At 47.2% G+C, this 20,630-nt stretch carries 22 protein-coding genes and 1 riboswitch; of the genes, 12 read left to right on the forward strand and 10 right to left on the reverse strand.

The window, feature by feature from the left end; genetic code table 11:
* Window positions 1-114: 114 nt before the first annotated feature.
* From ACQ76X_RS09325 to ACQ76X_RS09355, 7 genes are all read right to left on the reverse strand, one after another.
* Window positions 115-2,040 (reverse strand): peptidase U32 family protein, encoded by a 1,926-nt coding sequence (locus ACQ76X_RS09325; protein ID WP_438493222.1) that lies wholly within the window; start codon window positions 2,038-2,040, stop codon window positions 115-117.
* An 18-nt stretch (window positions 2,041-2,058) separates the two neighbouring features.
* Entirely contained in the window at window positions 2,059-2,850 is a 792-nt protein-coding gene (locus ACQ76X_RS09330; protein WP_438493224.1) for an energy-coupling factor transporter transmembrane component T family protein, read from the reverse strand.
* Window positions 2,843-3,742: an energy-coupling factor transporter ATPase gene (locus tag ACQ76X_RS09335; RefSeq protein WP_341377159.1), complete on the reverse strand. Its 900-nt coding sequence runs from the start codon at window positions 3,740-3,742 to the stop codon at window positions 2,843-2,845. Before ACQ76X_RS09335 ends, ACQ76X_RS09330 begins: the two co-directional genes overlap by 8 nt.
* Window positions 3,718-4,584: an ATP-binding cassette domain-containing protein gene (locus ACQ76X_RS09340; protein WP_076113707.1), complete on the reverse strand. Its 867-nt coding sequence runs from the start codon at window positions 4,582-4,584 to the stop codon at window positions 3,718-3,720. The genes ACQ76X_RS09335 and ACQ76X_RS09340 overlap by 25 nt, the downstream gene beginning before the upstream one ends.
* 18 nt (window positions 4,585-4,602) lie before the next feature.
* The gene (locus tag ACQ76X_RS09345) at window positions 4,603-5,166 is read right to left on the reverse strand and encodes a Gx transporter family protein (protein WP_438493226.1); all 564 of its coding nucleotides are present in this window, start codon (window positions 5,164-5,166) and stop codon (window positions 4,603-4,605) included.
* On the reverse strand, window positions 5,150-5,533 hold the full coding sequence (locus tag ACQ76X_RS09350) for a NusG domain II-containing protein (protein ID WP_438493228.1): 384 nt from the start codon (window positions 5,531-5,533) through the stop codon (window positions 5,150-5,152). The genes ACQ76X_RS09345 and ACQ76X_RS09350 overlap by 17 nt, the downstream gene beginning before the upstream one ends.
* Window positions 5,534-5,748: 215 nt before the next feature.
* On the reverse strand, window positions 5,749-7,281 hold the full coding sequence (locus ACQ76X_RS09355; RefSeq protein ID WP_438493229.1) for an HD domain-containing phosphohydrolase: 1,533 nt from the start codon (window positions 7,279-7,281) through the stop codon (window positions 5,749-5,751).
* Between the two features lie 426 nt (window positions 7,282-7,707).
* Here ACQ76X_RS09355 and ACQ76X_RS09360 point away from each other — a divergent pair, with 426 nt between their 5' ends.
* On the forward strand, window positions 7,708-8,064 hold the full coding sequence (locus tag ACQ76X_RS09360) for a hypothetical protein (RefSeq protein WP_438493231.1): 357 nt from the start codon (window positions 7,708-7,710) through the stop codon (window positions 8,062-8,064).
* A gap of 180 nt (window positions 8,065-8,244) precedes the next feature.
* A complete protein-coding gene (locus ACQ76X_RS09365) occupies window positions 8,245-8,793 on the forward strand; it encodes a hypothetical protein (protein WP_438493232.1) in 549 nt (182 codons plus the stop codon).
* Window positions 8,794-8,997: 204 nt separating this feature from the next.
* Here the strand turns inward: ACQ76X_RS09365 and ACQ76X_RS09370 are convergent, their stop codons facing one another.
* Together ACQ76X_RS09370 and ACQ76X_RS09375 are read right to left on the reverse strand one after the other, a co-directional pair.
* On the reverse strand, window positions 8,998-9,939 hold the full coding sequence (locus tag ACQ76X_RS09370) for an alpha/beta hydrolase (RefSeq protein WP_438493233.1): 942 nt from the start codon (window positions 9,937-9,939) through the stop codon (window positions 8,998-9,000).
* Between the two features lie 286 nt (window positions 9,940-10,225).
* Window positions 10,226-12,352, reverse strand: a complete 2,127-nt coding sequence (locus ACQ76X_RS09375; RefSeq protein WP_438493235.1) for a collagen-binding domain-containing protein — start codon at window positions 12,350-12,352, stop codon at window positions 10,226-10,228.
* 83 nt (window positions 12,353-12,435) lie between these two features.
* Window positions 12,436-12,525: riboswitch (cyclic di-GMP riboswitch) on the reverse strand.
* Window positions 12,526-13,146: 621 nt separating this feature from the next.
* On the opposite strand from ACQ76X_RS09375, the gene ACQ76X_RS09380 reads away from it, so the two are divergent.
* Window positions 13,147-13,560: a hypothetical protein gene (locus tag ACQ76X_RS09380; RefSeq protein WP_341119412.1), complete on the forward strand. Its 414-nt coding sequence runs from the start codon at window positions 13,147-13,149 to the stop codon at window positions 13,558-13,560.
* Window positions 13,561-13,897: 337 nt separating this feature from the next.
* Here ACQ76X_RS09380 and ACQ76X_RS09385 read toward each other — a convergent pair whose 3' ends face one another.
* Complete coding sequence (locus tag ACQ76X_RS09385; RefSeq protein ID WP_438493237.1) at window positions 13,898-14,320, reverse strand: ASCH domain-containing protein; 423 nt, start codon at window positions 14,318-14,320, stop codon at window positions 13,898-13,900.
* A 352-nt stretch (window positions 14,321-14,672) separates the two neighbouring features.
* Between ACQ76X_RS09385 and ACQ76X_RS09390 the strand changes: the two genes are divergently transcribed.
* The 9 genes from ACQ76X_RS09390 to ACQ76X_RS09430 all read left to right on the forward strand — a co-directional run bounded on the left by ACQ76X_RS09390 (window position 14,673) and on the right by ACQ76X_RS09430 (window position 20,592).
* A complete protein-coding gene (locus ACQ76X_RS09390; RefSeq protein WP_438493239.1) occupies window positions 14,673-15,578 on the forward strand; it encodes a copper amine oxidase N-terminal domain-containing protein in 906 nt (301 codons plus the stop codon).
* Between the two features lie 121 nt (window positions 15,579-15,699).
* Window positions 15,700-15,987 (forward strand): phosphatidylinositol kinase, encoded by a 288-nt coding sequence (locus ACQ76X_RS09395; RefSeq protein ID WP_438493241.1) that lies wholly within the window; start codon window positions 15,700-15,702, stop codon window positions 15,985-15,987.
* A 291-nt stretch (window positions 15,988-16,278) separates the two neighbouring features.
* Complete coding sequence (locus ACQ76X_RS09400; RefSeq protein ID WP_038585295.1) at window positions 16,279-16,710, forward strand: hypothetical protein; 432 nt, start codon at window positions 16,279-16,281, stop codon at window positions 16,708-16,710.
* A 25-nt stretch (window positions 16,711-16,735) separates the two neighbouring features.
* Window positions 16,736-17,080 (forward strand): DUF3888 domain-containing protein, encoded by a 345-nt coding sequence (locus tag ACQ76X_RS09405; RefSeq protein ID WP_438493243.1) that lies wholly within the window; start codon window positions 16,736-16,738, stop codon window positions 17,078-17,080.
* 246 nt (window positions 17,081-17,326) lie between these two features.
* Window positions 17,327-17,752: a hypothetical protein gene (locus tag ACQ76X_RS09410; RefSeq protein WP_438493245.1), complete on the forward strand. Its 426-nt coding sequence runs from the start codon at window positions 17,327-17,329 to the stop codon at window positions 17,750-17,752.
* A gap of 339 nt (window positions 17,753-18,091) precedes the next feature.
* Window positions 18,092-18,610 (forward strand): phosphatase PAP2 family protein, encoded by a 519-nt coding sequence (locus ACQ76X_RS09415; RefSeq protein ID WP_438493525.1) that lies wholly within the window; start codon window positions 18,092-18,094, stop codon window positions 18,608-18,610.
* Between the two features lie 92 nt (window positions 18,611-18,702).
* On the forward strand, window positions 18,703-19,188 hold the full coding sequence (locus tag ACQ76X_RS09420) for a DedA family protein (RefSeq protein WP_438493247.1): 486 nt from the start codon (window positions 18,703-18,705) through the stop codon (window positions 19,186-19,188).
* Window positions 19,189-19,233: 45 nt separating this feature from the next.
* A complete protein-coding gene (locus ACQ76X_RS09425) occupies window positions 19,234-19,815 on the forward strand; it encodes a class I SAM-dependent methyltransferase (RefSeq protein ID WP_438493249.1) in 582 nt (193 codons plus the stop codon).
* Window positions 19,816-19,911: 96 nt separating this feature from the next.
* Complete coding sequence (locus ACQ76X_RS09430) at window positions 19,912-20,592, forward strand: response regulator (protein ID WP_438493251.1); 681 nt, start codon at window positions 19,912-19,914, stop codon at window positions 20,590-20,592.
* Window positions 20,593-20,630 lie beyond the last annotated feature (38 nt).

The following is a 20,630-nucleotide window of genomic DNA, read 5'->3' on the forward strand; positions in this document are numbered from 1 at the left end:
ATAACTCTCTTAATATGGAAAATAAATCAGTGCAATAGTTTGTGAAAAAAATAACTTATCACTCTAGCATTTACCGGTAAAATTACTATGCAGAAACCCTTAAAAATTTAAATATCAATTAAACTGCAGCGAACCCAGGGTATAACCTGCATACACCGGCTTCAACCCGCCGAGCAGCTCTTCTTTTTCCAAAGAACCGTTGATTGCTGCCTGATAAACCTTAATAATACCTCGCAGCTCTTCCACACTATAGGTCGCTCCTTCAATCCGCAAGCTGGTAATGCCAAGGCCCTTCATCTCCTCCACCATAGGCAGATAGCAAAGCTCCTTGGAGAACAGCAGGTGGCAGCGGCCGTATTGGTCACGGTACACCGGATTCTCGCCTTTATCCGTCTTCAGCACCAGTACCTCATTGCTTACATACAGGTTGTCTTCTTCACCAATCGGCTCCATCACCTCGGTATTCTCGAACAAATCATGCTCCATATACATCAGCGCCGGTGTGCCGTGAACGACAACTTCGAGCGGCAGCTCGCAACGGGAGGTAAAGGATGCAAAATGCTCCATCGTCATTTCCGGTGAAACCGTTAGCTTAGCCAGTCCCAGTCCGGCATACAGCCCGGCAGAAAGATGATTGTATACATTCAGATTGGCGTCCCCGATCATCGGGTATCCCGTCTGGGCGAAACGGCGAATCGCTCCAAGGTTCGTAATCAGCAGCCCGTCAATCGGCAGGCGTTCCCCGTTCAGCAAATGATCGTATTGATCAAAATGCAGCTCCGTCATCATCCGCGGCATCCCAAGGTAGAGCTTTGTCTTTCCTTTTAAGGCGCCAAGTTCCTTAATGTCCTGCTTCGTAAACGGACGGTCCGGCTCAAATACATCACCTGGCAGATATAGATGATCTACACCCAGCTCAAGCACCAATCGGGCCTGCTCCATATTATTCACGCGTACCGCAAGCTCCGGTTTACTTTGCTCACTGCGTCTGCCTTCCGCAAGCCGCTCACGCAGCTGCATTACCCGGTCCACCGATAGCTCCCGCTCTGCAGTAGGTGTACTGAATACCTTGCCTGTGCTGTAAAATTTGCCTGTTCCTTCATAGCGGCGGTTGATGTTTGCCAGTCCCGGCTTGCCAAAAGCATACGCGGTGGAAAAGTCGCGTTTCCGGTTTTGGTGCAGCATTTTGGTATCTACGGTACGGTCAAAACCAATTGGATCCTCAATATAACGGTCAATGGCTTCACCATAGCTGTTTGCGAGCATCACCATGAACTCTTTGTCGCGCATCCGGCCCTCAATTTTAAAAGAAGTAATGCCTGACTCAATCAGCTCCGGAAGATGCTCATACATGAACATGTCTTTGACAGCCAGCGGATATTCAGCCGGGAAGACATAGCCGTCTTTCTTGATCCGGTAATCCCAGCGGCAAGGTTTCATGCATTTGCCCCGGTTGCTGCTCATGCCGAAGACCTGTGAGCTGAAGTAGCAGTTCGCCCCGTGCACAGAGCACATATCGCCGTGAATGAAATACTCCAGCTCCATGCCGCTCCGCTGCCCCAGCAGCTTTGCCGTCTGCAGATCCATCTCACGCGAGGTCACCACCCGGCTTACCCCAAGATCACGCAGCGCGTAAACCATCTCCAGATTGTGCACATTCATCATCACCGAAGCGTGGACCGGAAGCGTAAGCTCCATCTCGCGGATCAGCTCCAGCACAGCCATATCTTGAACGATCAGTGCATCGGGATGAACTCCGTCGAGAAAACGAAGATATTCTCTGGCTTCCTCCACATCGTCCTCACTGAACAGGTTGTTTACCGTAATATATACTTTTTTGTCCAGGCTGTGGGCGATCGCAAGGGCTTCAATAATCTCCTCATGAGACAGGTTGTAGCCTTTGCGCATCATTCTCATGTTCAGCACAGGACCGCCAAAATAGACTGCGTCACATCCCGACTGCACCACTTCCTTGAAAATTTCAAACGTTCCCGCCGGTGCCAGCAGTTCGATTTCCTTGCCATTAAAATAACGTGCCATTTTTGTTTCCCCCTAAAATTACAATAATGCTACTGCAACTCCCATGATGATGAACATAGCGACAAAAACAGTGTCGGCCCAGCCCCACCTGAGGCGGTGATACCGGCTGCGCGGCGCATCCATGCGGAACCCGCGGGCTTCCATGGAATAGACCAAATCCTGAGCGCGCCGGAAGGCGCTGGAGATTACCGGCACAAGCAGCGAGACGAGCATCCGCCCTTTTTCCTTAAGCGGCAGCTCCTTCAGGTCGGCTCCGCGCGAGGCTTGCGCCTTCATGATGATCTGCGATTCGTCGAGAATCGTCGGAATGAAGCGCAGGGCGATGCTGATCATCAGCGTAATCCGTTCCGGCGGCAGCCCCAGCTTTTTGAACGGGGTCAGGATGCCCTCCAGACCCCGGTTCAGCTTCGCAGGTTTTGTAGTGAAGGTAAGCAAGGCCGTGAAGGTGATCAGGAAAAACATGCGGATGACGGAAAACGCGGCCAGCCGCAGCCCGCCTTCATGCAGCGAAAAAGAGCCGATAGAGAACACCGCATCACCCTCCTTAACGGTCAGGGCCTGAACGACAAAGATAAACAACATTAAATAACGCAGCGGCTTGGCCGCCTTGACGAAATATTTAAGCGATATTCGGGTTGATGACATGACCGCTATCGAAAATACGGCCAGCAGCGCCATCGCCATCCAGGAATGCGACAGTAAAATAACAACTAAATATAAGATCATCCCGATGATTTTGGCCCGGGCATCCAGCTTGTGTACCCAGGAGCCGGTCTCAATGCTGCGCCCGAGCAGCAGCCGATCATTCATAGCTATCCCTCTTTCCTGCAAGGCCCGGGCCCTCCGCTGCTCCAGGCAGCGAAGCAATCAGCTCGGCGAGGCTGCCCGCGGTCAACCGGGGCTTCTCCCCCGCAAGACCGAAGCGGTCGGCAACCGCCCGCCAGTAGCGGAGCGACTGCGGCACCGTCAGGCCGCAGCGTTCCAGAATATCCGAATCGGCGGCAAGCTCCTGGCTGCTGCCTTGAAAAGCCAGTTCGCCTTCCTTAAGCAGCACCCAGCGGTCGGCATAGGGAAGCAGCTCATCCATCCGGTGCGTCACGATGATAATTGTCCGGCCCTGCTCGCGGCAGAGCCGCTCCAGCAGCCCGATCAGCTCCGCCCGGCTGATCGGGTCGAGTGTCGCTGTCGGTTCATCCAGCACAACGATATCCGGGTCCATGGCCAGCACCGAAGCGATGGCCGCCTTACGCATCTGTCCGCCGCTTAGACGGAACGGATTGCGCTCCAGCAGTCCAAGATCGAGCCCCATGTCCGTCATCGCCTTGCGCGTGCGCTCCTTGGCTTCTTCAAGACTCATGCCAAAGTTAAGCGGGCCGAAGCATAGATCCTTCTCTACCGTCTCCTCAAACATCTGCTGCTCGGGAAACTGAAAGACCAGACCGACCCGGCGGCGCAGCGGCAGCAGCTTCGGAGATTTCTCGCCGGCGCGGATAGTCACATCAAGCACACTGACCGTCCCCTCCGTCGGCTTCAGAATTCCGTTGAACAGCTGCAGAAGTGTCGATTTTCCCGAGCCGGTTGCCCCGGCAATGCCCACCATCGATCCGCTGGGGATGTTAAGATTAATCCCGTGCAGCGCTGTCTGCCTCCAGAGGCTCCGGTCCGCGTAGGTGTAGCTTACTTGTTGTAGTTGTATGGCCATAATGTGTCTATAAGCTCCTTTTCACTGGCGGGAACATCCACCTTGATCCCCAGGTTCTGCAGTTCACGGGCAAGCTGCCAAGGATACGGCTCCCGCAGGTGGCACTTCTCCAGAAGCTCTTCATTCCGGAACAATTCCGCAGGGGTTACATCTGCCGCCAGTCCACCCCCGTGCAGGGCCAGCACGCGATCCGAGGCCAGGATTTCATCGGCATCGTGTGTAATCATTAGAAGGGTATAGTTCCCTTCCGCGCGCATATCCTGCAAAATGCCCATCAGCTCGTTCCGGCTTCCTTCGTCCAACATGGAAGAGGCCTCGTCAAAGATGACGATGCCTGGCTTCATGGCTAGAATGGAGGCAATGGCGACCCGCTGCTTCTGGCCTCCCGACAGCTCGCCGGGATGCTTGGCCAGCAGATGGTCGATCCCCAGCTTCATGGCATAGGATTTCAGCCGTTCTTCCATCTCCGCGTAGGGTAAACACAGCCCCTCCAGGCCGAATACGATGTCTTCCTCTACCGTTGCCCCGATAAACTGGTTGTCAGGGTTCTGGAACACCATGCCAATGCACTGACGGATCGTTCCAATATTCTCTTCCTGCAGTTTATGGCCGCAGATGAAGATATCTCCGGCACTTTTAGGCAGCAGGGCATTCAGCAGCTTGACCAGCGTTGACTTGCCGCAGCCGTTCGGTCCCACGATGCTTACCCATTCCCCCTGCTGGATAGACAGTGTAATATTCTGGAGGATAGGGTGCTCCGGGTTATATCCAAACGATACGCCTGCCAGTGAGATCACTGGCGGTTCCGCTCCAGCTTCCAGCTCATTGTTAAATTCATTCATGTTAGTCATCCTTCCCAGCTAGTGACCCGTTCCGCCCAAGAACTCTTCAAACAGCGATATTTTGGATAACGAGGCTACCACATACCGCACCGCGAAACCGACGACAATCCCCGTCACCACTCCGGTAATCAGCAGCATCGGAAAGTAGTAGAACGTGCTCGATGATTTCAACACTATGGAAGCGGCGAGCAGCTGCCCTGTGTTATGGGCCAGTCCACCGGCAATACTGATCCCAATGACACTGAGTCTTTTTCCGCCAAAACGGACGAGCAGGTACATGACAACAAAGCTGAACAATGAACCAAACAAGCTGAACAGCAGACTTGAGAAGGTACCCAGCAAAAATGCGGTAAGCAAGGTCTTGAGGATTACCAGTACAAATGCGTCACGTGCGCGCAAAAAATAAATGCAGGTCAAAATCATAATGTTGGCAAATCCCAGCTTGGCACCAGGCATCAGCCCCATCCCTACGAGTGGAATCTGGGCTTCCACAATACTCAGCACAACCGCCACTGCAGCAAAGAGTGCTACAATCACCGTTCTTTTCAGGGCCGTTGAAGACTCACTACTGGACATAGGCATCTATATCATCTCCTCCCGACGCGCCTGCAATTTCTACTAATACCCTGTGCGGCAAACAGACGATCGTCTGCTTGGGCAAGGTAATAAACCCAAAACCTAGACATACCTTATCGGGACAGTCGGCGTCATACATTTCAATACCATAATCATGCACTTTTAAAATGTTATACCCACGATCGGTACGGACTTCTACCGTTTGATCTTCCTCTGTAAGCTGAACCGTCTTGAACAGCTTGCCGTCCACCATTATATTGGCCACAAGATTTTTCCCCGGGCCGCCTTTATCGTCTGTAAACCACCTCGGTGCAAGAAAAGCGAGAGCGGCAATGAGCACGATGGAAACCAGCAGCACATCTGCGCGTTTCATAAAATTCTCCCTTATTTTTTAATTAAAATCCAGACTTAATAATTATAACGGTCTACCCTCAATCCTTCAATGAATGTAGTCGTTAATTGTCGGTTTTAAAGACCAGTTCACAAAATAGGCACGCAACGAGAAGCGGATACCTCCATAAATTGGATGGTATCCGCTTCCGCAAGAAATATTAGGATAAACAGCAAGCAACACCCTGCTTGCCCGTTTCACCCCGCCCTTCCGGGAACATCCTCTTCTTCTGAACTTGCCGTTTTTCCGAAGTATGCCAGGAATAATCCGGCGAATTCAGGATCCCACTGGCTCCCTCTGCCCTGTTCCAGAATAGCCAGCGCCCGTTCATGATCCATCCCTTTCCGGTAGGGGCGGTCCGATGTCATGGCGTCGTAGGCATCGGCTACGGCAATGATTCTGCCATGCAGCGGAATGGACATTCCGACAAGGCCATCCGGATAACCTTTGCCGTCGTAACGCTCATGATGTGAGCGGACTCCACTTATGTAAGGCGCCATCTTCTCCACAGGCTCAATCTGCCGCAAAATATTTTCCCCAAGCACCGGATGGCTCTTAATCTGATCAAATTCCTCATCCGTAAGATTTCCCTCTTTAAACAGGACATTGTCGGGCACACCGATTTTGCCGATGTCATGCAGCAGAGCTGATTTCCGCAGGTCATCGAGCCTTTGACCCGTCAGCCCCGCCAATTGTCCAATAATGACCGAGTACTCCGCCACCCGCAGTGAATGTCCCGCGGTATAGGAATCACGGGCATCCAGAGCCACGGCAAGCGTGGTGAAGTAGCTGTCCAGAAGCTGTCTGTTCTGCTGTTCCCGGGCCTGAAGCCCCCGCACCATCATATTAAACCCGGCCACCAGCTTGGAAAATTCATCGGAATATTCATCCTGCACCTGCAAGAGGCGCCCGTCCTTGACGTTATTCATTGCCTTGTATAGTTCATTGATCGGGTGTTGAACGCTGTTAGTCAGGAGCCAGGCGGCAATGGAGGAGAATAATGTACCTACCATCAGCACCATCCCTGCCCAAGCCCAATAACTCTGCAAGCCGGCAAGCGAACTGCTGTTGAGGCTGTCCAAACGGATATGTGTTGCCATGATGAAAAGAAACAGCGGAAACGTCCCGATCAGCATACAGCTGATCAGAAATTTTGGGCGGATGGCTACAAATACATGCCCTTCCAGCGAGAAATCCACATTATACATATCCAAAGCCCGGTTTCTGAATTCTTTAATTAGCGGAACAATGGCCGAGCAGGTCAGGAAAAATTCGATCAGCGCATGCATGCACGCCACCAGAGTCGCCCCGACCATGGCCAGCAGCAGATAGAAATAAGGGAGGTTGATTAATCCGGTGTGAATCATCCAGAAGGTCATTAGCGCCGCCGGCAAGGATAACCCGAGAAGATGCGGGCCTAGAATCCGCTGTACTGCATTTCTGGGCATTCGATGGGTGTAGAGATAAGCTTCTTCCAGCATGGCCAGCGTAGGCCGCCGTTCTTTCATTGCAGTCCGTATCGGTTTGAGTTGATTCATGAACACACTGACTTCCGTGATTGCCATAATTGAAAAAGAGAGCAGCAATACGATTAGCAGGCGGGAATACTCCACCGCACTTATCTGCAGAGAAGAGAGCAGCAACAGGCTTCCCACCGCAAGTACGGCAATCACGGAGCCAAAAAAATAATTTCTGATCTGCTTCTTCAAAAACACCCCGTATATATTCATCTGTTCCCCCATTTCCAGCCTTACCCTGCTGCTTATGTTCCACTTGCATTACTATATATTCCGTGGTATAATAAAGTAATATTTGTTTTCGTGTATATACATCCCCATCAAGAAGATGTCGGCCGATTGGTACTTTCTATTTATTATCGGCATTTTGGACACAAAATCTTACGTTTTCTTGCATGACTCTTCCTTTTTATGAGACTAAATTCGAACATAGCATTCCGATTCACACTGGCGCGGCCACGGAGCCGCAAGGACAAAAGAGAGGTAGGGCTTTTGTCGTTTTGGAAGGATTATTCTCGCCATACGGCTGCTGGAAATAACAGGGAATTACGACACCCGTTTCGCTCACAAACGGCGGGGGATTAAATATACGAGAAGATATGGACGTGCCGTTCCCCGTTGCAAGGAACGCCGCCATATGTGGAACATATAAGCGCCCGATATCCGCAGCTTGCGGATATCGGGCGCGTCTACTTTCTAGGGGTTTATCCGGAACTAATGTACATAACGGGCAACAAACTGGCTTATTTTGCCGATGTATCCCGCCTTATCCGTATCATACGCAAGTCCATGCCCCGCGCCATGCACTACGAATTTCTCTTTTGGGCTGTTACATACCTCATACAACTCATTCATCACGTGGAAAGGCACGAAAAAAAATTGTCTGCATCGCCATGGATAAACAAAATCGGCACCTTTGCCTTGCGTACCTGCTTCAGCGCCGATGCTTCACTGAAGAAATACCCAGCCTTCAGCCGGGCAAAGAAAGGGCTTTAGATCCTGTAAAATATCCAAATAATCGACATATTTTTACTATCCTTGTGATATACTAGAAATGGTAAACGTTTACAAAAGTCATTTTGTAATTGCAGAATCAGGGATTGATGAGTCACAACTTTTGGATTTTGTAAATTCAATTAAATAAGTTTAAGTTTTTATTGACTCTAAGGAGGGCATATGATTAAAAAAAGCAAAAAAATAGCATTCTTTTTTTTAGTACTTACACTGACTTCAATTTTAGGATGTTCCTCATCTGGAGATGCTGATCTCGCGAAAGCTAATGAAAAAGTTAAGAAGCTTAGTCCTCTCACCGAAATACCCAAAATTGATGGTTTGGATATAAAGGAAATAGTTGTTAAAAGGGGATTAGAAACCGATAAACTCCCTCAAAATACAGTTATAATAACTTACACCGACAATAAGGGTGAAAAAGAGAAAGAAGAAGCTTATGATAAAAGTATTGAGTTGCTTTATGGTCCATATGAGGGCGACAAAGTATTTACACTTTCTGTAAGCGACATTGAAGTAGAATTCGCTAATAACATGAACACAAAAACTGTAAATGGTCTCGACCTTCTCTATACAGAAATTAATGATTCATTATTAATATATGCTCGTCATAATGGGCTCTCGTACACTTATGAAGCTCAAATAACAAATAAATACGCCAAAGACAAACAGTTCGAATTATTCTCAAAAGCAATCACTTACAATGAAACTGATTAGAACATCTTTTTATCAATATGCTTCCCTCATTCTTAAAAGTATCATCTTTCTATCGTAAAGTACAAAGCGATAGAGAGATGATACTTTAATGATCATGTGATACATTGCGCAATACATTAACAGGTACATAACTAATACACTCGATCGACTCAGGGAATAAACACACCCGAACGTAGGCGCGTCTACTTTCCCGGGGTTATTGGACTACTTCACGTACCGGTTAACAAACTCACTTACCTTGCTGATATATCCCGCCTTATCCGTGTCATACGCAAGTCCATGCCCCGCGCCATGCACTACGAACTTATCCTTGGGGCTGCGGCATGCCTGGTACACTTTGTCCATCATGGCATAGGGTACGAACTTATCGGCATCGCCATGGATGAACAGGATCGGCACCCGTGCCTTACGCACCTGCTTCAGCGCTGATGCCTCACCGAAGAAATAGCCTGCTTTCAGCCGGGTAATCAGACTGGCAATCTGCACGAAGGGAAAGCTTGGCAGATGATACATCCGCCAGAGCTGATAAGAGAGCTGTGCTTTGACCGAACTATACCCGCAGTCGGCAACAACCGCCTTCACCTGCGGCGGAAGCTCTTCACCTGCGGTCATCATCACCGTTGCTCCGCCCATAGACACCCCATGCAGCACAATCTGCGCCTGCGGCCCATTCTCTTCAATGATGTATTCGATCCACTTTACATAATCCCGGCGTTCGGGCCAGCCAAATCCTATGTAATTGCCCGTGCTTTCACCATGTCCCCTGGCATCGGGAATCAGCACATTATAGCCCAGGTTTTCATAATAAATCTTGGCGTAGGCCCCCATATCCTTGGCTTTGCCGGAATAGCCGTGGGCAACGATTGCTGTACGTCCGGCTGCCCGCTCTGACGGCAGATAATAACCCCGCAGCTTCAGTCCATCCTCTGAGCTCATGTCGACATTCCGGAAGCTCTGCCGGGCGATCCACTCCGCCCCTTCTCCCCAGGATGCCCCGGCCACCGGCGGATCTACCTTCAGCGCGGGTGATTTCGCCAAAAACTCCTTAGGCGCCCGATGGATCGCCACTCCATAGAAAAAGAAACCCGCATAGGTCAATCCTCCGGCAATGAATATAATAATCGCCAGTATAATTACACTCCACATGAATATTCTCACCTTTCCTTCTCGTAGCTGTGGGATACTCCAGTCACAATCATGCGGGCTCCGCAATGATTTCTGCATAGTATAACATGGTAGCCTCGCCTGCGAGAAATGTACATATAACAGATGGATTGAAATCTAAACCATTGTTGTATAATAACCCTCAAAACGTAAGAAACACCCTATAAAAAGGCCGCTTCCGGGATTTTCTCTCCCGTAAGCGGCCTGAATTATGTTTAGAACATGGCGTCTGGACTGCTATTGGCCCGAGTGTGATTCAATGAAAGCCTCAGCGTTTTCGTCTGCTGGTTCTTGCCGTTCTGCTCAGCAGCAGACCTACTCCGGCAATAGCGAGACCGGTAATATAATAAGGTGCCGGGCTGGCTTCACCCGTTTGCGGCAGACTCTCGGCTGGATCCACAGTCCCCAGCGGAATTTCTTCATCAAGAATAATTTCTTCATCCGGTACCGAAGCAGGTACTGGGACAGTCGCTGGAGTAGTCTCCGGCGTTGGCTGCACAGACGAAGGTTTGGTCACAGGGCCCAAAGGCAGCGGATCCTCATCAATCGTAATCTCCTGATCGTCATTCGTACCAATCACCGTTGGTGTCGGAGATGGCGTCGGGTCTACCGTTGGTGCTACACTCGTCGGTGCTGGCGTTGGGTCTACCGTTGGCGCTACACTCGTCGGTGCTGGCGTCGGGTCTACCGTTGGCGCTACACTAGTCGGCGCTGGCGTTGGGTCTACCGTTGGCGTTACGCTTGTCGGCACTGGCGTCGGGTCTACCGTTGGCGCTACACTCGTCGGCGCTGGCGTTGGATCTACCGTTGGCACCGGTGTTGGTGTCGGTACCGGCGTTGGCGTTGGTGTCGGTACCGGCGTTGGTATTGGTGTCGGCGTCGGTGTTGGTATTGGTGTCGGTGTTGGCACCGGTGTTGGCGTTGGTATTGGTGTCGGCGTCGGCGTCGGTGTTGGTATTGGTGTCGGTGTTGGCTCCGGCGTTGGCGTTGGTGTCGGTGTTGGCTCCGGCGTTGGCACCGGTGTTGGCGTTGGTGTCGGTGTCGGCTCCGGTGTTGGTGTCGGCGTTGGTGTCGGCGTCGGCGTCGGCGTCGGTGTAGCCGTTGGTGTTGGTGTCGGTGTCGGCGTTGACGTTGGTGTCGGTACCGGCGTTGGTATTGGTGTTGGCGTCGCCGTCGGCGTTGGTGTTGGTGTCACTGTCGGTGTCGGTGTCGGTGTCGGTGTTGGCGTCGCCGTCGGCGTCACTGTCGGTGCCGCCGTTGGTGTCGGTGTCGGTGTCGGTGTTGGCGTCGCCGTTGGTGTTGGCGTCGGTGTCGGTGTCGGTGTCGGTGTCGGCGTTGGTGTCGGTGTTGGTGTTGGCGTCGCCGTCGGTGTTGGTGTTGGCGTCGCCGTCGGCGTTGGTGTTGGCGTCGCGGTCGGCGTTGGTGTTGGTGTCGGTGTTGGCGTTGGCGTCGGTGTCGGTGTCGGTGTCGGTGTTGGCGTCGGTGTCGGTGTTGGCGTCGGTGTCGGTGTCGGTGTCGGTGTTGGCGTCGGTGTTGGCGTCGGTGTTGGCCCGACTGGCGGCACCGTTCCCTCAAAGGTATGATGATGCATCTGAATATAACCGCTGAATCCTTTTGCAATAAGGGTACCATGCAGCTCAGCTCGGCTGAATGCCACAAAGGCATGAGGCGCTAACATGGTGCCTTCAATGGTTGTGTTGCCATTTGCTACAGAAGAAGCTTCGTAGAAGTTGAACAGCACATTGTGAGGTTTGCCGTTCCACATTTGAAAATCCGGAATGACGACCTTATTCCCGCTTACATTGATAATTACCGTGGCATTTCCTGCAATGTTGAACTGGAGACCGTTGGTAACCGCCAAATCCGCAGCAGTCAAATGAATGACATTAAAGGAATCCGGAGCGTTAATCGTCATTTTCCCTCCATCTCTGACAAAGGGCTGTGTTTGTTTCAGAGCAGCGAGTTCACTCGAACGCTGAATCAAAAATTGCTCCTCAGCTTGAAAGTCGATCGGATGACCCTGCCGCGTGCCTCCCTTAAGATCGGCTCCTGAACTTTTCATGCTGCCTCCATATACAGAGGTGCCATAAACTGTTCCATTTGAAAAGTCGATGTCTTTGCCGGCGATAAGCACATCTCCACCTACAGCATCCTTGGATACGCCATATCCTTGAAGAGTAATGTTCCCTGCAGCAGCAAGCCGTCCGTGGATCTGGTCATTGCTTTGCGCGAAATCTCCAAAGATAAAGGCGTTGAAATTCCCGGCGACTCCCAGCACCGGTGTTGGGGTGTACGGCATGCTTGCCGCCGCCTCTGCATTGATCCCCGGATGAAGCATATTGCCGATGGTTAAAATCCCCGTCAGAATCAAGGCTAATAATTTGTTCTTCAACAATGATATGTACCTCCTATGTAACTATTCTATGAATGCACAGATTGGCCCATAACAACAAAAAGACCGCCAAGAAGGGTTAGCTTCATGGCGGCCGGACGATCATGGCACCTTTAGAGTGCTGTAGATTCCTGACTTTGCGTCCCGCTCTTTCGAACGGTTTGCGATTATACATGAGAAGTTGGTAACAGTTGTTTTCTATGTAGTCTATGACTTTTGTTACTTTCGGACTAGGATTAGTCTATCTCTTCACCCTCTCGTTTGTCAATCTATTCCTTATTTTTTCGATAGATTCTCTGCAAAAATCCTCAATCCCGCTTCACCTAAGGGTTTCGTTGTATTCACCGATCACATAAAACAAATTTTCAATATTAAAAATTAGTATATTCGAACCACTTTTCAACCCATGGCGAAACGGCAAAAAAACTGTCGCCAGCACTTGGCAGCAGTTTTTGGTCATTTTCAATTTACACAAGTCAGCGGGCAACAGCCGGACTCAGAATTTGTATATTTTATAACAGCTGAACCCAGCCGATCATGGACATCCATATTGGAACACTTAAAAACAACCCGAACAGCAACCCGCGGCGGAGACTTCCCTCATAATTCATCACAATTCTCCTTTTTAATGAACTTTATTTTTCAATATTTATTATTTCAATTTTAATATAAAATAATTCTTATAATTATTTTGTGAATTATGTCACATTGTTTAGTTGTTTAGAAATTCCATTGATTAATTTTTGAATAATCGGTTAAAATACGAATATACGTTCTTATTAGAGGTGATTGAATTTATGCATAGAGCGGAGAGTAACGATAATACACTGGTCAAATCCTATATATTGCTTCCGCTGATTTTATCAGCCTTTGAACGGGATTCAGCCATTATGTCGACACAACTGCGGACCCCCGCTCCATACATGGATGTTCTCCGTACTGCTGCGAATGCAGCCACTGCCGATCTGAGGGATGTGCGCGCCGAAATGAGGAAACGCGGAGTTAAGGTCTATGAACAGCAGCGGCTCCAGGTCGGCATCGAGGCCAAATTTATATGCCGGGGATATCATGAACGGATGCTGCTGCTGGATGACGTCATCGCTGCACAGGCCGCTATCCATATGCGCAAATACCTGGGACTCGATATCTCCGGCTACCACAGCTATGAGGAACAGTACAAAATCAAATCCGGCCCTCAAGCAAGCCTGTAGCCTTTGGTGCGTTGAAGAATAAAAAACAGGCCTTGCCATGGGAGTCGGCAAGACCTGTAAAGTACCCGCTATAAATTACATTAAAACCTTCCAATAGCCCAATGTGCCGAAAATAACGACCAGCGCCACGGGATATAGAATTCTCCGGCTTACCTTATCCTTAAACGTAAGAAATAAACATAACATGCAAAGCCACGCAATAAGAAGACTGCCCATTTCCTATGCATACGCTCCTTCCTGAGCCCATTCATACCTGTATTCCACCGAACCGCCGGTACCGTCATAACATTTTCCGTCTATCCAATTAGACTTGCCGATCTGAAATTCCATAAGCGCTTCACCGCTTTCTTTGCGGAACAGGATGCTCCCAGAAGCCCAGTCGGCCCTTAGCCGGAATGTTGTCCTCCAGCGGAGTGACCCCCGTCAATTCCCAGGCAAACCGGCCCTCCCTATAATCTCCAAAGATATATTCGCTGCCGTAGGGCCAGCCTTCTTCAGCCATACCAGCTGTAACTTCATAACAGTTTATCAGCGATCCTGTCGCTATAATCGCTCCGGCAGGCAAATTGTCCGCTGTAAGACCATGACGGGCGAGCACCGATTGGAAAGGCTCCCGTAAGCATACTTCCTTATCAATCTTCAAACCGGCATGAATGGCGATTTCACCCCGGTAAGCCGTTCTCCAGGAACGGGTCTCGAATGATTTTTCACCAAGAGCAATGAGCGTGGCCCAAGGCTGCCGTATAGTCAGGCATCGCATAACATCCTGCCCCCTCTCTGCAACAAAGGAAAGGCGCAGCCCACCGGGAATCCGGAAAACCGCGCCGCATATAGTTTTTTTAAGATGCTGGTGAAGGAAATTGCCCCCGGCTTAAGCATTATGAGCGTAACCCACACCTATCTATAAGGTTCAATTAGGTTCTGTATGATCTTTGCGGCGCTTCACTTCTCATTATAAGGTTCAATAAAGTTTTGTAAAGTTTCTCTCGACGGTAGAAGAAACGGCAGATGGCTGGCTGCCTATTCCAAGGTTAAAGCTCCGGCTTTGCTTGATGCTGCAACTTTTTCCAAATCAGTAAGTCTAAATAAAAAAAAGAAAAGGATGGATTAACTTGAAAAAAACATTATTTTTGTTTTTTACTGTATTGTTTATCTTTTCAATCGGCGGTACAGCGAATGCTGCTAACCCCCTAAAACTAAATGTAAACGGGGTAATACAGGATGAGTTCCCTTCTCCATTGGTTAGAAAGAACGTGAGTTATGTTCCTATTCGCACTGCGCAGTCTTTGGGTTATAAGGTGACCTGGAACAGCAAATCCAAAACGGTTTTGATTGTTAACCCTAATACTTCGGATACATTGAGCCTTGCCGTCGGCAGTGGTATTGCGAGGATGAATGAGAAAAAACTAGAATTAGATACGCCGCCTCTTGTTGAGAAAAACACCGTTTATGTCCCGTTACGGTTCATGAGCGGAAGTTTCGGAACGCTTGTTCATTGGGATTCGAAGAATAATGGTATTGTGATTATTTCTCCAAATCCGGACATTCAGAAAAAATTGAACAGCGGCGATTTGGCTAAAGCAAGGTTAGCCGTCATTGGTTTGCCGCGGGTTCAATTTTACTATTCCACTGTGCATCCGGAAGGCCCTATGACTAGTTTTATTTACACTGAAAATGACTATTCTAAGTTGTATTTCATACACAGCGATAGCGTTTATTATTACGAGTTAAAGAATGGATACATGAGCCTTGTTTGGGAAGGTCAGATGTCGGCTAAGACTCAGGAAAACTCATCTAGTCCTTTGGCTAAATTTTTGGGTACAGGCATAGATACTCTCTGGGGGGAGCAACCAAAATTAACGTCTAGGCTCATCTACTTTGAAGATAGAATATTCCCCTATGATGAAGGAGAATATGGAATTATTGGTGTGGATGGATCAGTAGAGTTCTCTCATAAGGTTGTAAACCCTAAACAATTGAGTGACATTATCGTTAATTTCAAAGAAGAAAATCAATGAACATTCCCTCCTTACGAATGTAATACATCCAAACAATTATTATTGGGCATTCGCCGTCAACAATTTAGGTTATAGTCCATAGACTGTTGTCAGGATGTATAATCTGAGGAGGTATTATTTTATGGAAGCAAATAATTATCAACAAGTCGCTTGGAGTTGCATGAATAAGTACGTTGGTGTAACTACTACGGATGGTCAGTCTCATGATGGGTTTATTGCCCATGTAGACCAGGATTTCGTTACTCTTGCTATTCCCACAAACGAGATGTTTCAGGGTATGCCTGCGCAAAACTCTACCTACAGACAATTCGGGTTCCATCCAGGTTTTTTCCCCAGACGCCGCTTTATCCAGAGACGGGTCCCTTTTGGCGCCATTACTGCTTTGTTCTTACTCCCGTTTTTTATTTAATGACAGGAGGGAGGGAATTCCCCTCCCTTCTCCTATGCCAGCCCCTCAAAATAACTGTTGTCGTGTAACCGATATCCCCGCTGTGCAATCTCTACATATTGTGGTCCCCTCTGGAATCCGTTTACTCATTCATCCTGACCGCCATAATCCCGCAGTTCCCAATGAGACAAGCTAGTGAAGCATGTATTACAACTCTTGGCGGCCAGCCGTCTCTAAATGATTGCCTCCCTGCGGACGAACTCCTTGGAATAGCTGCATACCATATCTCAAAAACTATGGGAGGCTAGATATATGACACGTTTACTCGATGCTCGGACTTCTCAAAACGCTAGCATTGCCGGCAGCATGAATGGCGCAGGATTGACAGCAAACCAAAATGTATTAATTGGCCAGATTGGATTAACCACTGCCGGATCTCAGGGCCCTATTAGGGTACAGTTCAATGGCGTCGCAACTTTTTTTGTGTTTTCAGGAGGATTTATCACGTTAAACCTGTTTGTGGTTAGGGGGAGTGCAGCTACTGATCCCATAGTTGCTTCAAACCGGCTTCAATTAAATCCCGGTGCAACAACACCTACTAATTTGTTCCCACTTTACTTAATAGGCTCTGACTACAATCCCGCTCCAGCAGATGAGATCATCTATTCCTTATTTGTGAACAGCACTGTAAACGTTAACCGTGTCGGACCTGAAAGTTTTAATGGGTGTGCTTATTCAGACTAGCGCTTAGCTCTTGAAGAAATTCTCAATGGTCACTTTACTGATGTGTAGCCTCTTACTGACCCCTGGCGTTAGCGCCGATCCGGAAGAGAAGGAACAATTATGCAAAGACGCTCTACTTACTGCACTAAATCCAGCGATCCAAAATGCAGTAAACGGATATTTTGGCTCTCCGCGGCAATACGGACTGTATGATGCAGAGATCATAAAAATCGAACGTGTACAAAAGGGCGGGTTCTTGTTCAACGTAACCGTCAAGGTCAAAACTTTTGTGGGTCCGCATAATCCGCCATATGGTATTGAGACAATGACCCTAGCTGTTGATCCAGGCAATTCTATGGTGATTGATTACCAACACAAGGATCAAAGATAAAAATCAATCCAGGTACCCACTGATCCAGAGCCTCTTGCTCTGGGCTGGTGGGATGAGGACATGCAAGGCCGGAGTGGATACCCTCACAAAGGAACATTCTGAATTCCCCAAGAACCCATTCGACTGTTCGCGATCTCTATAACTTCGCTTGCCCGAAAATTTTGTTATTATAGTAAATAACTAGGATTTTGGTAATCAAAGACCTGGAGTGATATTTAATCATTCAGAATAAGCGGGGCATACAAGATGAAAAAAATATTGACTATTTTATTCATGGTTTGTGTAGTAGCTCTAACTTCATCATGTACGATTGTAGAGGACGCAAGAGATAATAGAGAGCCTAACATTATAATTCTAACTGGTAACTACAGATTATTTCAGAGCAATGATGAGATAAATTTTATTAAGGGTAAGCTGGATGAGGACCCGGTTAAGGTCGATTCTTTTATAGAGGAAGTGGGCTGGAATAAAAAATATATCGCCTTTAAGCGTATTACGTTGGATCAAAAACATGAGGAAGGCATTCTCGATGTGTCAACCGGGAAAGTAATTCTTGCTGAAGATAAAGAGACTGTTATTGAGCAACTTCACGGGCTGGGCGTTAAAGATCTTGAACTGTATCCCGTAAAGCAACTTATAGAAGAGAAAAAGAAAAAGCTAGAGGCTGAATAATAAGATGAAACATAATCCCCTTTAATCAGCAACTGGACCTGCCTCAGTTAATGAACTACCGTATGTCCACACCACGCACCATAACTTCTGCAACCGGATCACTGATAATCCTCTAATGGCTAAATCACTCAATATTAAAGATTTCTTTAGAAAATACCCCTAAAGTTCTTTAAATTTTAACTCTATTATTGGGTTCATTGATAAACCCATTTAGGAGTTGAGAACTTGACCCACCCTAGCAAACAATCCTCCCATTCAGTATGGCTTTCCCTGTTATGGCTTTTAGCAATTCCTGTATTAAATATTTTCTATGGCATACTGAACCGGCCTGGGGAAAATGTGTATAGCCTCGCAACGAATCTAGATCTCCTATTGCCCTTTGTCCCTTCTTTTATTATCCCTTATGTATTATGGTATCCGTTCGTTACTGCAGTACTAATTGTACTTGCGTTTAGGAACAGGGGAATCTATTATCAAACGCTAATTGCGCTTTGTAGCGGCCTGATCCTATCTTATATCGTCTACGCCCTGTTTCAAACAACTGTTCAACGCCCAGAGGTACTGACTGAGACAGACTTTATCCACCGTCTAATTTCGTATGTGTACAGTCATGATCAGCCATTCAACTGTTTTCCGAGTATTCACGTTTTAACCAGTTTTCTGATGCTTCGAGGAACAAGCGTATTTGGGCGAATGGTTTGGTTGTTTACTGCCACAATGTCCATTCTTATTATTGTGTCTACTGTGCTGGTGAAACAACATGTATTGGCGGATATTGTTGGGGGTATTCTGGTCGGCGAGCTGTGTTTCCGATTAGCAGGCACTGCCATATTATTCGTACAAAAAAGCCAACAATAGCGTCCTTTATATTTCCTTTAGAAATATACTCGGTAATTCCTTAATATTTTTCATTACTATTTCTATATCAAAACAAGACAAGGAGGTGAAATGTGGTCAGTAATACGATCTTTGAGCTCATCAACCAGTACGGCTATCTGTTTTTTTATTTGGCCTTCTTCTTAGGTCCCTTTGGAATCCCTGTCCCAAATGAAATTACGATCCTCACTGGAGCCATTCTAAGCCACAATGGTGTTTTAAACTCGTGGATGACATACTTCTGTATTTTATCAGGATTATTAACTTCTATTACGCTATCTTACTTTGCGGGGAAATTATTCGGGAAAAAATTGAAAAACAGATTCCATAATAATAGCTACTTCCAAAAGGCAGAAATGATTTTGAAAAAAAGAGGGGATTGGGCCATGAGTATCGGTATTTTCTTTCCAATCATCCGATACATTCTTCCTCTATTAATCGGACTAAGCGGCGCACATTTTAAAAAATTCGCCCTTATTTCATATTCCAGTGCTTTATTTTGGACAATAGCGTTTTTTACTGTTGGTAAGTATTTTGGTCATCATATATTTCACTTCTAATCGCTTCCTATGTCCATCCGTATTCATACAATTAATTTACAGTTAATGGAGGAAAATCAGTTGGATTCCAATGAATATATTATATTTTTACGAAGCTTTATTCATAACCCGAAAAGAGTAGGAAGTGTTATACCGAGCTCTCGGTTTCTCGCGGCTAATATGGTTAAACATGCGCCATGGCACGAGGTTAAAGCAGTCGCGGAGCTCGGGTCGGGTACAGGTGCTATCACCCGTTTAATCCATACCCAGGTGAGTGAAACAATGAAAGTGTTATTGTTTGAGATGGATGAGAACATGAGGAATAATTTACAGACAGACTATCCAGCATTCTCTTGTCATTCCAACGCAGCTCACTTAGTAGAAACTATGAAGCAAGAAAATATTAATCAACTGGATTGTATTTTTAGCGGTTTACCTTTTTTTAATTTTGAGCGTGATTTGAGAGATACCTTGGTCGAACAGATCTATCAAGCACTCAAACCTGGAGGACTGTTTATCGCATTTCAATATTCACTTCAAATGAAAAAGCAGCTTTCCGATAAATTTATCATTGAAAAAATTAATTTCGTGCCTCTAAATATCCCTCCCGCTTTCGTTTACATCTGCCGAAAAAGGGAAACAACTTAAATGAATTATGACACTTAAACTCATTCCATTGAACAATTTGGTTATACAGCGTGTACCTTCATTCTACCAAGTCAAAAAAAGAAGGAGCATTCGGTAATGAATACAGTTCTTATTGTAGATGATGATGTTGAGATCCGAGATGTCATTCATGTCTATTTACGCAATGAAGGATACCATGTAATTGAAGCAGCCGATGGCGAAGAAGCGCTGAATGCAATAAAAACAACATCTATTCAACTGGTTATCCTAGATGTGATGATGCCACGAATGGATGGGATCAAAGCATGCCTTAAAATAAGGGAAATATCGAATACTCCGATTATCATGCTTTCAGCCAAGGAAGAAGATATTGATAAAATCACAGGTCTGACTACCGGGGCTGATGATTACATGATCAAACCTTTTAATCCGTTAGAATTACTCGCTCGTGTAAAAGCTCAGCTACGGCGTCAATCATTAATTGGAAAAGAAGAATCAAATTCTCTTATTCTTATTAAAGACCTTGTGATAGATAAAATTAAACATTCCGTGAAATTAAAAGGAAACGAAATTTCGTTGACCCCTTTGGAGTTTGCTATTCTGGTGCTGTTAGCTAGCCACCCTGGACAGGTATATAGTGCGGATAACATATACGAAAGTGTGTGGAAAGAACCATATAGATATTCTGATAATACCGTGATGGTTCACATTGGGAATTTGCGGGATAAATTAGAGGAATTCCCAAGAAATCCTCAGTACATTAAAACTGTGTGGGGAGTTGGCTATAAAATTGACTGAACAACAAAAGCCAAAAGGTAAAAAAAAAATTCAGGTCA

The sequence above is a fragment of the Paenibacillus sp. IHBB 3054 genome (assembly GCF_051594305.1).
In the GTDB taxonomy this organism is placed as follows: Bacteria; Bacillota; Bacilli; order Paenibacillales; family Paenibacillaceae; genus Paenibacillus_AQ.

What these genes read in the sequence shown, in the direction of transcription:
- ACQ76X_RS09355 (WP_438493229.1), bottom strand. Translation starts at nt 7,281, where the DNA reads ATGAATATATACGGGGTGTTTTTGAAGAAGCAGATCAGAAATTATTTT.
- ACQ76X_RS09350 (WP_438493228.1), bottom strand. Translation starts at nt 5,533, where the DNA reads ATGAAACGCGCAGATGTGCTGCTGGTTTCCATCGTGCTCATTGCCGCT.
- ACQ76X_RS09330 (WP_438493224.1), bottom strand. Translation starts at nt 2,850, where the DNA reads ATGAATGATCGGCTGCTGCTCGGGCGCAGCATTGAGACCGGCTCCTGG.
- ACQ76X_RS09365 (WP_438493232.1), top strand. Translation starts at nt 8,245, where the DNA reads ATGATTAAAAAAAGCAAAAAAATAGCATTCTTTTTTTTAGTACTTACA.
- ACQ76X_RS09385 (WP_438493237.1), bottom strand. Translation starts at nt 14,320, where the DNA reads ATGCGATGCCTGACTATACGGCAGCCTTGGGCCACGCTCATTGCTCTT.
- ACQ76X_RS09400 (WP_038585295.1), top strand. Translation starts at nt 16,279, where the DNA reads ATGACACGTTTACTCGATGCTCGGACTTCTCAAAACGCTAGCATTGCC.
- ACQ76X_RS09380 (WP_341119412.1), top strand. Translation starts at nt 13,147, where the DNA reads ATGCATAGAGCGGAGAGTAACGATAATACACTGGTCAAATCCTATATA.
- ACQ76X_RS09405 (WP_438493243.1), top strand. Translation starts at nt 16,736, where the DNA reads ATGGTCACTTTACTGATGTGTAGCCTCTTACTGACCCCTGGCGTTAGC.
- ACQ76X_RS09410 (WP_438493245.1), top strand. Translation starts at nt 17,327, where the DNA reads ATGAAAAAAATATTGACTATTTTATTCATGGTTTGTGTAGTAGCTCTA.
- ACQ76X_RS09345 (WP_438493226.1), bottom strand. Translation starts at nt 5,166, where the DNA reads ATGCCTATGTCCAGTAGTGAGTCTTCAACGGCCCTGAAAAGAACGGTG.
- ACQ76X_RS09340 (WP_076113707.1), bottom strand. Translation starts at nt 4,584, where the DNA reads ATGAATGAATTTAACAATGAGCTGGAAGCTGGAGCGGAACCGCCAGTG.
- ACQ76X_RS09335 (WP_341377159.1), bottom strand. Translation starts at nt 3,742, where the DNA reads ATGGCCATACAACTACAACAAGTAAGCTACACCTACGCGGACCGGAGC.
- ACQ76X_RS09395 (WP_438493241.1), top strand. Translation starts at nt 15,700, where the DNA reads ATGGAAGCAAATAATTATCAACAAGTCGCTTGGAGTTGCATGAATAAG.
- ACQ76X_RS09325 (WP_438493222.1), bottom strand. Translation starts at nt 2,040, where the DNA reads ATGGCACGTTATTTTAATGGCAAGGAAATCGAACTGCTGGCACCGGCG.
- ACQ76X_RS09425 (WP_438493249.1), top strand. Translation starts at nt 19,234, where the DNA reads ATGGAGGAAAATCAGTTGGATTCCAATGAATATATTATATTTTTACGA.
- ACQ76X_RS09430 (WP_438493251.1), top strand. Translation starts at nt 19,912, where the DNA reads ATGAATACAGTTCTTATTGTAGATGATGATGTTGAGATCCGAGATGTC.
- ACQ76X_RS09370 (WP_438493233.1), bottom strand. Translation starts at nt 9,939, where the DNA reads ATGTGGAGTGTAATTATACTGGCGATTATTATATTCATTGCCGGAGGA.